The 11,967-nt window shown below is 62.7% G+C and carries 1 protein-coding gene and 2 pseudogenes; 1 reads left to right on the top strand and 2 read right to left on the bottom strand.

The window, feature by feature from the left end; genetic code table 11:
- Positions 1–48: 48 nt before the first annotated feature.
- A pseudogene (locus KGB29_RS12540) lies at positions 49–589 on the top strand (hypothetical protein); the annotation flags it as partial.
- 117 nt (positions 590–706) lie between these two features.
- Here KGB29_RS12540 and KGB29_RS12535 read toward each other — a convergent pair.
- Both KGB29_RS12535 and KGB29_RS12530 read right to left on the bottom strand, forming a co-directional pair.
- Positions 707–913: pseudogene (locus KGB29_RS12535) on the bottom strand (type I secretion system permease/ATPase); the annotation flags it as partial.
- Between the two features lie 114 nt (positions 914–1,027).
- The gene (locus tag KGB29_RS12530) at positions 1,028–11,446 is read right to left on the bottom strand and encodes a peroxidase family protein (RefSeq protein WP_223616442.1); all 10,419 of its coding nucleotides are present in this window, start codon (positions 11,444–11,446) and stop codon (positions 1,028–1,030) included.
- Positions 11,447–11,967: the final 521 nt, after the last annotated feature.

Here is an 11,967-nt window from a genome sequence, read left to right as displayed (position 1 = left end):
GCTGTTGCGCCCCAAGGGCAATCGGCTTTTCGCAGTGGGAGGATCAAAATGCCCAAGCAGTCGAGCATCCATTCCGAACTGACCGACGCGCTCTTTCGCCTGCGCCGCGGTTTTTACTTGCTGGCAGGGTTCAGCGGCGTCATAAACGCCATGATGTTGACGCCAGCTATTTATATGCTGCAGGTCTATGATCGAGCCTTGGTCAGTCGCAACGTCACGACGCTGACAATGCTGACTGTTCGCTTTCTTCGATGTACCCTGGACGCCTATCTACCTGCTGGTCGCCTATTTGATTCACCCAGTACTCGGACTGATCACGCTGATCGGCTCGCTGATTCTGGTGGCCCTGGCCTGGCTCACTGAAAAAGCGACGCAGAAGCCGCTGGCCGAAGCCAACCAGGCCGCCCTCTCCTCCAGCCAGTACGCCAACAACCTGCGCAACGCCGAGGTCATCGAGGCCATGGGCATGCTGCCGTCGATCAGCAAGCGCTGGTACCAAAGCCATTTGCGCATTCTGGAAATGCAAACCCTGGCCTCCGATCGTGCTGCCTTGATCAGCAGCACCGGGCGCTTCGTGCGGATCACTTTGCTCGTTATGCCTTCAATCGGGCGGCGGAGGTGGTCAAGAGCTTTGACGATCTCAGTGAAATCCATCAAGAGCTGGAGACAGCACGCGCGCAGCAGAAATCGCTCAAGCCAATCGCGGAATGCTGAGAGGCCGGCGCGGAAAGTCTTGCAGCATCTCGTTGAGCCGGCCCCAGGCCGAGCGGCAGCCGAGCAATTGCTTCCACGACGCGATGACCTGTTCCACCGGACCCAGTGCGCGGCCGGTGAGGATCGAGCAGGCAATCATCATCCCCGGGGTGATCTTGCCTTCAATCGCCAGTAGCGCTCCGGCGCCGAGGATCAGCGACTAATTCCCACACCGAAAGCATTCATGAGGCAATTGAGTGGAAGGAGAAAGGGAGGGCATCCATTGCCCTCCCTTCCGCTGTCCACGCTCCCTGCGACAGTACTGACCAGGACTTCAAGTGGCCAGGATGAAGTCCGTCTGATCAACGGCCGCGCTGTTGACACCCACAAGGCGGATGGAGTCCGCTCCGATCCCAACCACCGTGTCTGCCCCGTCAGCCGTTATGGTCAGGCTGGGAGCGAACGTCGCGCTGCTGATCCCCATCGGCGTGAGATCGATCAAGTCCTGCCCTGCGGCCGGAGTGGCTCCGAAGTTCAGGATCGTATCGTTGCCGAAACCCGCGGCACCAAACACGAACGTATCGTTTCCGGCCACGCCGCCACTCATCACGTCGTTACCGCCAGCGCCGACGATGAAGTCGTTACCTGCACCACCCACGATCGTGTTGGCCAGCCCGTTGCCAGTGCCCACAAAGTTGCCACTGCCGCCGAAAAACAGATTCTCGACGCTGGCACCCAGGGTGTAGCTCGCGAGCGAGGTCCAGACCGTGTCGTTGCCTGCACCGACGTTCTCGCCTACCACGTCCCCGAGGTCGGTGACTTCGTAGATATCGCTGCCGGCACCGCCGACCATCGTGTCGGCACCGCCATTACCGATGAGGATGTCGTTACCCGCACCGCTCACGAGCGTGTTGGCCAGATCGTTGCCGGTACCCGCAAAGTTGCCGCTGCCGGCGAAAAACAGATTCTCGACGTTGGCACTCAGGGTGTAGCTCGCGAGCGAGGTCCAGACCGTGTCGCTGCCGGCACCGGCGAGTTCGACCGCCTGGTCCCCAAGGTCGGTGACTTCATAGATATCGCTGCCGCCACCGCCGGCCATCGTGTCGACACCTGCGCCACCGATGAGGACGTCGTTACCCGCACCGCCCGCCATCTCGTTGTTGAGCACGTTGCCGGTGCCTGCGAAGTTGCCGCTGCCGCCGAAAAACAGATTCTCGACGTTGGTACCCAGGCTGTAGCTCGCGAGCGAGGTCCAGACCGTGTCGTTGCCATCACCGAGGTTCTCGCCTACCACGTCCCCAAGGTCGGTGACTTCGTAGATATCGTTGCCACCACCGCCGGCCATCGTGTCGGCACCTCCGGCACCGATGAGGATGTCGTTACCCGCACCGCCCACGATCGTGTTGTCGAGCACGTTGCCGCTGCCCGCGAAGTTGCCGCTGCCGCCGAAAAACAGATTGTCGACGTTGGCACTCAGGGTGTAGCTCGCGAGCGAGGTCCAGACCTCGTCGATGCCGCCACCGGCGAGCTCGGTCACCACGTCCCCAGGGTCGGTGACTTCGTAGATATCGTTGCCATCACCGCCGGCCATCGTGTCGGCACCGACGCCGCCGATCAGAACGTCATTGCCCGCGTCACCATTGAGGATGTCGTTGCCGCCCAAGCCGTTCAGGATGTCGTTGCCATCACCTCCGCTGGCCACGTCGTCGCCTGCCGTGCCGATAAAAATGTCGACACCGGGGGTACCGACAAACACATCACCGACCACTGTCGTTGGCGCGGAGAAGACCTGCTCCAGCGTGCCGAGGCCATCGGTGAAACTCGCGACAACGCGAAGGCTCAATCCGACCTGCGCCGGGGTCGGCGTGAAGGTCGAGCCCGTCGCGCCGGCAATGTCCGTGAAGGACACGCCGATACCCCCTACTTGCCACTGATGCGTGACCACCCCAACTCCGTTGGCGTCGGTGAACGCATCCGTAGCGGTCAAGGCCGAGCCTTCCGTCGGGGTCGTATCGCTGATCAGCACCGTGCCAACCGGCAGGACGTTGACGGGGCTGCCGCCGAGCGGTGCAGTTGGCGCGGTCTGCGCCGAGAATATGCTTTCCAGCACGCCGTGGCCGTCCTGATAGATGGCCCTGACGCGCAGCGCCAGCCCCAGCTCAGCCGCGGTCACCGTGAAGGTCGAGCCGGTGGCGGTTCCTAGCCCCCCTCCGAGCGCAATACCAATGTCGTCGAAGATACCGGTGCCTGGGTTCGTTTCAACCTGCCATACGAAGGCGATGGGACCGGGGATCGCACCGCCTACAGTGACATTGTCCGCATCGCTGACGGTGTCGGCCAACACCGTCAACACTTGGCCAACGGCCGGCGTGCCATCGCTGATCCTCAGCAAGCCCACCGGCTCGGCATTCAAGCCCGCCACCAGGACCCGCGACTGATCGGCGAACTGCAGCCGCTCGATTCTGCTGAGCCTGTCAGTACCGTCCCGACCGACGACGCTGTCGGCCACGGTGATCGTGCCGTCGGCGTTCTCGATGACGGTGTAGTCGGCCAGAAGGCCGGTGTACAGGGCCGTGTCGAAGGCGGGGGCATCCGTCAGGATCTCACGGACGGCAACGAGTTGGCCGGGGTTGTAAGTGCCGCTGAGCATGAGCGGCTCCAACTGGAGCATGCTGTCGAACGTTGCGATCTCCGGACCTGTGCCATCAATGTTCTGCCGCACGCTGATACGTACGTTGAGCCACTTGTCACCGTCGACCAGGTCATCGCCACCACCACCTTCGATGATGTCGCTGCCGCCGCCGCCGAGGACGATGTTGCCGGCGCCGAACTGATCGTCTGCCGTGCCCACAATGCCATCCGGGCCGGCTGCTGCGGTGCCGACGAACGAGCGCAGGCCGCTGACCAGGTCGAAGTTGGTGAGCACGCTGCCCTGAGCACCGGCAGCCGCGATCACGGTGGCATCGGCATCATCGCCACGCAGGATGTCGCTGAAGTGCGATCCCGTCAGACCTTCCACCAGTTGGAACCGAGCCACGGTTGCGGCCAACTCCGGCAGTGGCGGCGCGATAGCGATCTCGGCGAGGCTCAGGTCGACGGACACGCCGAACGGGTCGTCCTTGAAGCCGGCCCAGTCGTAACCGGAGCCACCCAGGTAGCGGTCCCCCGCGCCGCCGTTGCCGAACATGATATCGTCGCCACCTTCAGCCATGAATCTGTCGGGCGCGCCGGTGCCGATGAAGATGTCGTTACCGCGTATCAAGTCGAGCCCGTTCGGGTCGAAATTGTCGCCGGGAGCACCATCGGCGGTTCCCCTCTCGATCCAGTCGTCACCTTCGTTACCCATCAGTTGTTCGTCGGCGAGACTGCCCATGATGAAGTCGTCGCCCGCGCCGCCGAAGACCTCCGAGGAGTCCTCGCCGGTGACGATGAAGTCCTTGCCTAAGCCGCCAAGGTTCAGATTCACGCCGCTGCCACTGTGGATGACGTCGTTGCCGTCGCCGCCATGAATGGTGTCGTCGCCGCCCATGTCGGTGATGATGTCATCGCCGTCGCCCCCGACCATGAAGTCGTTGCCGTAGCCACCTTCGAGGCGGTCATTGGCACCGTCGCCATAGAGCGTGTCGTCGCCGTCGCCGGAAACGAGAATGTCATTGACGGCCGAGCCACCGAGCACCACATGGTCTTCGCCGGTGTACTGCAGGTAGTTGGTATCAGGGCCGACCGTCGCAGGGTTGTCCCGAATGACCAGCGGCGTGAGGAGGATGCCGCCGACAGGATCGGTATTACCGGGCAGGTCGTCGATGGTGCCCACGATGCCGTCCGGACCGGCAATCACACTCTCGTTGAACTGCCTGGCCGGGTCGACCTCCAGGGTAAAGGCCGGAGTCAAGAACATGACAGCTGGGAGGTGGGTCGCATCGGTGTTGGCCATCACCAGTCTCGCGAACGAGTTGTTCTCCAACTCGGTGACGAAGTTCAGCCCCGCATTGCGTTCCAGGTAGTAGAAGCGGTCGGCGTTCTGCAGCTTCTCCATCTGGGTCTCGAACACGAAGTTGAAGGTCGAGCCGAGCATGCCGCCAAACGGCATTTTTTCCTCGGCGAGGCCGCCGATCCAGAGGTCGATGTTGTCCAGACCGGTAATGGTGACGCCGGTCGGGCCACTCGCCCAGGCGCCGGTGCTATTGAGGAAGTCCAGCCGGTCCGCCGGCTCGCCGGCGCCGCCCAACACCAGGAGCGAGGCCGCGGCGCGCTTCCCGTCGAGCGTGGTGGCGCTGGTAATGGAGGCGTGCGTGCCATAGGCGGCGATGAAGTTGATCAGCGATTCCGGGTGCTTCAGGTGTTGCACCAAATCGGCCCAGCTGATGTAGGGCTTCAGGTTGCTGTCGCCGGTCGCGGTGTAGAACTCACGACGCGCCTCGTTCAGGGTCGGAATCCCGGTATCACGGCCGCGCGCGATGTTGATGGCGGGCAGGTCGAGCGGCAGGCCCAGCAAGTTGTTGCGCACCGCTTCAGTGACGAACTCATCGATCTCGTTGCCGACCTGGCGCGTCAAGCCGCGGACGATGGCACCGGCCGCCTGCTCCGGGGTCGGGCCGCTGGCCGCAAACGCCAGCGGATTGAGGAAGGCCTGAATCAGGCCGATCTCGCTCGAGGCGAAGTTGGGGTCCAGCCGGTCAATGGTCTCGGTCAGCATCGAGTGGCCGAGGCGGTAGACCGCGTGCGCGAACTCGGCGACGATCGCCGGGTCGATCTCGGTTTGATAATTCTGGTGTTCGCCAAGGAAGGGATCGATGTTCGGCTGAATGGTACGCGCGAACTCTTCGAACACCAGGTGCTGGTACTGCATCTCGGTACCGAATCTCGCCGCCTGGAACAGGCGCTCTCCGTTCCAGTGCAGGGCAGCGATCTCAGCCGCGGTTGTTGGCAACACCAACAATTGGGCATCAGGCATCAGCCACTGGTTCAGGAAGTTGACATCGTTGGAGGCGATGGCCACATCCTTGGTGTGCTGGACCAGACGGTTGTGCTCCGAGTGGAAAATCGCGTGGACGGTGGTCAGGCCGATGTTCTCGTTGACCCGGCCGTCACCGGCGATGTAGTGCGCGTCGAGCAGTTCGTTGTCGTAGAAGCCTGCGGCTACCGGTCCGCCGGCAACGAGGTCGGCATCGGCCGTCAGTGGCGCACCGGTCTGGCTGTCCACCGGAACGGCGCTGTGGGCGATATCGATGAGGAACTGGTGGCCGGTGCGCACGGCATTGACCAGGCTGATCGGCGCAGCAGGATTACCCTCGACGAGAACATCATCGGCGGTATCAGCAATACCATCCGGGCCCCTCATCATGACCATCGGGAAGCCGTTCGGTCCCTTGATGAAATTGCCGTAGGCGTCGGTGGCGAGCAGCGGCACGTTGTCGAAGTCGGCATCGGTAAGATTAATGCCAAGCAGATCGCGCGCCTGCGCCTTCACCACTTTCCAGGTGGCCATCCCACCGATTTCGACGTCGTCCGCAGTGCCGAACAGGCCATCGGCGCCCAGGTCACGATTGGTGATCAGCCTGCCGGTCGCCACCGGATCGCCGGCGGCATTGAACTCGTAGGCGCGCAGGAACACCTGGTGCGAAGGGTGCGAGGTATAGGTCTGGTTCTGGTCGACGAACGGCGTGGTGGTGTTTGAAGCCTCGTGGATGTCGTCGGCGGTGCCGAGGATGCCATCAGGCCCTGGCAGGTTGGTGGCCCGCGTCAGCACCATGAAGTTGGTCGGGCTGCCCGGAACGAACAGCGGATCGTCCGGCTGCAACGGGATGAACACCGTGCCGCTGCCGCCCTTGGTCACCAGGTCGAGGCCGTGGTCGAAGAACTGACCGAAGAAGGTCATCCACGGGTTGAACGGCGCGGACAGACCCACGTCCGGCGACTGGTTAGGCATGAAAAAGGTCTGGAAGGTCGTGCCGTCGGTACGGGTTCCAGTAATGACCTGCGCACCGTCCTTCAAGACATCGTCAACCGTGCCGAGGATGCCATCCAGACCGGGATCGAACGTGGCCGCGACCGCTGCCGGGTTGCTGGCGGTGTTGTCGGCGATCAGATTGCTGATGGTCCGTGGCTGCGAGTCAGTCACCAGGCCGCTGGTCTGAGCGTAAGAGGTTCCCGCTTCCGCCGTATCGAACTGCGCCGGAACCAGTCGCGGGAAGACCGTGTTGGCTGCACCGAACTCGTTCTGACCCGCCACCAGGTTGTTGAACGACCCGTCGACCGTGCGCAGGCCCAAAGGCAACCGTGCATTCGGCAGCATGCTGAGGAGATCCTCACCGGCTGCATTCCTTTCCGAGATCAGAATCTGGTCGAGAATGAACTGCAGATCGGCCCGGATATAGTGCACACCCGTGCTGGCGACCGGAGTCTCGGCCGGCAGCGGGGCTGCCGGTGGCGGAGCAACGCCGGCTACGACCGCTGCGGTTGGAGCAGAGAACGCAGTCTCAAGCACACCATTTTGATCCTTGTAGACGGCCCTGACGCGCAATTCCAGCCCGGCGAGATCCGGGGTCACCCTGAAGGTCGGCCCGGTTACGTGCGCCAATGCTGCGCCCCCGTCCGCAAGACGGGTGATGTCCTGAAAGACGCCCGTACCCGGGACTGCTTCGAACTGCCAGTAGAAGGCGATCGGTCCAGTGATGGCACCGCCGGCGTTGTCGGCATCGGTCACGTCGGCAGCCGATACCCTCAGCAGTTGACCCGTGGTCGGCGTAGCGTCCGGGGTGTTGCTGGCAGCGTCGAGGATGGTCAGCAAGCCCAGCGGGTCGTTGTTAAGCCCGACCCCGCCAGGCAGGGTGAGCGACTGATCGTTGAACTGCAGCCGCTCGATATTGGTCAGGCGGTCGGTGCCGTCGCGACCGACGACGCTGTCGACCACGGTGGTCACGCCGCCCACAGTGGTGACGGTATAGTCGAGCTGGTTGCCAGTGAACAAGGCCGTATCGAAGGCGGGGGCATCCGTCAGGATCTCGCGGACGATGACCAACTGACCGGGGTTGAAGGTGCCATCGAGCATGAACGGGATCATGGGCTCCATGCTGTCGAAGGTGGCAATCTCCGGCCCGGTTCCGTCAAGGTTCTGGCGCACGCTGATGCGCACATTCAGCCACATGTCGCCGTCGACCAGGTCGTCACCGCCGCGGCCTTCGATGATGTCGCTGCCACCACCGCCGAGGAGGATGTTGCCCGCGCCGAACTGATCGTCTGCCGTGCCCACGATACCGTCCGGGCCGGCTGCAGCCGCGCCAAGAAACGCCCGCAGACCGTTGACGAGGTCGATGTTGGTGAGCACGCTGCCTGGGACACCGGCAGCGGCGATCGCGAGCGCGTCGGCATCATCGCCGGTCAGCATGTCGCTGAACGCCGACCCCGACAGTCCTTCCACCTCGGGGAACTTGGTATGCACGCCTGCAACCGAGGGCGACAGGGCCGATTGTTCGAAGGCGATGCGGGTCATGTCCACAGTCACGCCGAAACGATCATCCTTGTAGGTGGCCCAGTCGAAACCGGACATGCCCAACATCTTGTCCGGGCCCTCACTGCCGATGAAGATGTCATCGCCGCCTTCACCGATCATTTCATCGAAGCCGCCGTCACCGCTGAAGACGTCGTTGCCGCCGGTCAACTCTTCCAGCAAAGCCAGTGGCAGGTTACCGGCGAAATTGTCGCCGGGGGAGCCGTCCTGGGTCCCGACCTCGATCCAGTCGTCGCCATCGCCGCCCATCATTTGTCCGTTCAGCCGGCTGCCGAGCATGAAGTCATCGCCGGCGGCGCCGAAGACCTCCGAAAAGTCCTCGCCGGTGACGATGAAATCGTTGCCGGCGCCGCCGAGGATGATATTGATGCCGTTGCCGCCGTGGATGACGTCGTTGCCGGCCCCGCCGTGGATGACGTCGTCGCCGCCCATGTCGGTGATGATGTCATCGCCATCGCCACCCTCGATCTCGTCATTGCCGTAGCCGCCTTCGAGGCGATCATTACCGGCGTCGCCCCAGAGCGTGTCGTCGCCGTCGCCAGAGACGAGAATGTCATTGCCGGCGGTACCGCCGAGCACGACATGGTCTTCGCCGGTGTACTGCAGGTAGTTGGTATCGGGACCGATCGTCGCGGGGTTGTCGCGAATGACAAGCGGTGTGATCTCGACCCCGTTGATCATCATGCCGCCAGTGGGATCGGCACGGCCATCGACGCCGAGCCCCGTGTGCTGCAGGGTCGGATCGACCTCGAGCGTCCAGGTCGGGGTCGAGAAGATTAGGCCCGGGAGATGGGTCGCGTCGGTGTTGAGCATCACCATCTTGGCGAACGAGTTGTTCTCGAGCTCGCTCAGGAAGTTGAGTCCCTGGGTGCGGTGCAGGTAGTAGAGCCGGTCGCCGTTTTGCAGCTTCTCGAGCTGGTCCTCGAAGACGAAGTTGAAAGTCGAGCCGAGCATGCCGCCGAACGGCATTTTTTCCTCGGCCAGGCCGCCGATCCAGAAGTCGATGTCATCAACGCCGGAGATGGTGAAGTCGTCTGCGGTGTTCGGAATACCGTCCGCCCCGGCGTTGTTCGCCCAGACACCGGTGCTGTGGAGGAAGTCCAGGCGATCCACCGGCTCACCGACGCCGCCCAACACCAGGAGCGTGGCCGCTGCGCGTTTCGCGTCGAGCGTGGTGGCGCTGGTAATGGAGGCGTGCGTGCCGTAGGCGGCGATGAAGTTGATCAGCGATTCCGGGTGCTTCAGGTGTTGCACCAAATCGACCCAGCTGGTGTAGGGCTTCAGCTGGCTGTCGCCGGTGCCGGCGTAGAATTCACGGCGCGCCTCGTTCAAGGACGGGATGCCGGTATCGCGGCCGCGCGCGATGTTGAGGGCGGGCAGGTCGAGCGGCAGGCCCAGCAAGTTGTTGCGCACCGCTTCGGTGACGAACTCATCGATCTCGTTGCCGACCTGGCGCGTCAAACCGCGGACGATGGCACCGGCCGCCTGTTCCGGGGTCGGGCCGCTGGCCGCAAACGCCAGCGGATTGAGGAAGGCCTGAATCAGGCCGATCTCGCTCGAGGTGAAGTTGGGGTCCAACCGGTCAATGGTCTCGGTCAGCATCGAGTGGCCGAAGCGAAAGACCGTGTGTGCGAACTCGGCGACGATCGACGGATTGATTGTGTCATCGAAGTCAAGGAAGGCATCGACCTGCGGTTGAATGGTGCGCGCGAACTCTTCGAACACCAGGTGCTGATACTGCATTTCGGTGCCGAATTTCGCCGCCTGGAACAGGCGCTCACCGTTCCAGTTCAAGGTAGACAGATCAGCAGGAACAGCCGTGACGGGCGTCAGCAGCCACTGGTTCAGGAACGTCAGGTCGCCGGCGGCCGCTGAGGCGAGGACCGTGTCCTTGGTCTGCTGGACCAGCCGGTTGTGCTCCGAGTGGAAAATCGCGTGGACGGTGGTCAGGCCGATGTTCTCGTTGACCCGACCGTCGCCGGCGATGTAGTGCGCGTCGAGCAGCTCGTTGTCGTAGGAGCCTGCGGCCACCGGGCCGCCGGCAACGAGGTCAGCATCGGCCGTCAGTGGCGCACCGGTCTGGCTGTCCACCGGGCTGGCATTGTGCGCGATGTCGATGAGGAACTGGTGACCGGTGCGGATCGCCAGCGATGCGTCGATCGGCGCCAGCGGATTGCCCTCAACCAGGCCGGTCGCGGTCACGATCTGCGCAAAGCCGTTCGCCCCCCGAATGAAGTTGCCGTACGCGTCGGTCGCCAACAGCGGCAGGTCGAGGACGTCGAGATCGTCGAGATCAATGCCAAGCATGTCGCGCGCCTGCGCCTTCACCACTTTCCAGGTGGCCATGCCGCCGATTTCGACGTCGTCGGCAGTACCGAACAGGCCATCGGCGCCCAGGTCACGATTGGTGATCAGCTTGCCGGTTGCCACCGGCCTGCCGGCGGCATCGAGTTCATAGGCACGCAGGAACACCTGGTGCGAGGGATGCGAGCTGTAGGTCTGGTTCTGATCGACGAATGGCGTGGTGGTGTTTGAAGCCTCGTGGATGTCGTCGGCGGTGCCCAGGATGCCATCGGGCCCGGGCAGGTTGGTGGCCCGCGTCAACACCATGAAGTTGGTCGGGCTGCCCGGGACGAACAGCGGATCGTCCGGCTGCAGCGGGATGAACACCGTGCCGCTGCCGCCCTTGGTCACCAGATCGAGGCCATGATCGAAGAACTGACCGAAGAAGGTCATCCAGGGATTGAATGGTGCAGACAGACCCACGTCCGGCGACTGGTTAGGAATGAAAAAGGTCTGGAAGATCGTGCCGTCGGTACGGGTCCCAGTAACGACCTGCGCACCGTCCTTCAAGACATCGTCAACCGTGCCGAGGATGCCATCCAGACCGGGATCGAACGCGGCCGCGACCGCCGCCGGGTTGTTGGCGGTATTGTCGACGATCAGGTTGCTGATGGTGCGTGGCTGCGAGTCGATCACCAGGCCGCTGGTCTGGGTGTAAGAGGTGCCCGCCTCAGCCGGGCGGAAGACTGGAGTGGTCATGCGCGGGAAAATGTTGTCGGCTGCGCCGAACTCGCTCTGACCGAATCTCAGGTTGTTAAACGTCCCGTCGACCGTGCGCAGACCAAAAGCAAATTCCGGGTTCGGTATCAGGCTGGCGAGCGACTGGCCGGCAGTATCCGCTTCCGCGATGAAAATCTGCTGGAGAATGAACTCCAGGTCCGACTTGTTGAAATTGGCCATTTTGGATTGCCCTCGATCTGTCTGGGTAAAGGCACGGGACGAGAAAATCCTCCCGCGCCCAGTCAAGTGCTGGCTTGCGCAGCTTGTTAGTCATGTTTTTTTGCGAGAGCTCTGGCGTTACCCCGGACCCGGGATACGCGCCTGGAATTCGCGTAGTGAATTGCTCGCCGGTCGATCAGGCAGAGCGAATACGAGCCATGGGCGGGCCATGGAATCTGGAAGTGAAGGCGAACGTCCTGGACAGCCCCATCCCTCTGAAAAAGCACGAAATGAGCGACATGATTCTGCTCCTCTCGGGAGAACCACCGCGCCTTGCGTTGCCAAAGCGATGGCAAGCTTCAGGCGGGCGCCCCCCCCCGATAACTAAAACTAAAGTTCCATAGCAAATCTTTGTCAATATTACGTCGCTAAAACAGACGACCGGTGTTTTTTCCTCACAACTAGCTGTTTTTAAAAGACATATAGGCAGTTGAGTGCAGGTATAGAGCGAAATGTTATTTCGATTTGTTTCTCCGCCACCT

Source organism: Pseudomonas sp. BF-B-30, from assembly GCF_019956305.1.
Classification (GTDB): domain Bacteria; phylum Pseudomonadota; class Gammaproteobacteria; order Pseudomonadales; family Pseudomonadaceae; genus Aquipseudomonas; species Aquipseudomonas jessenii.
The sequence above is the reverse complement of the archived record's forward strand: the minus strand, read 5'-3'. Positions and strand labels throughout refer to the sequence as shown.

Excerpts from the sequence above, each read along its gene's own strand:
- KGB29_RS12530 (WP_223616442.1), bottom strand. The coding sequence starts at position 11,446 with ATGGCCAATTTCAACAAGTCGGACCTGGAGTTCATTCTCCAGCAGATT.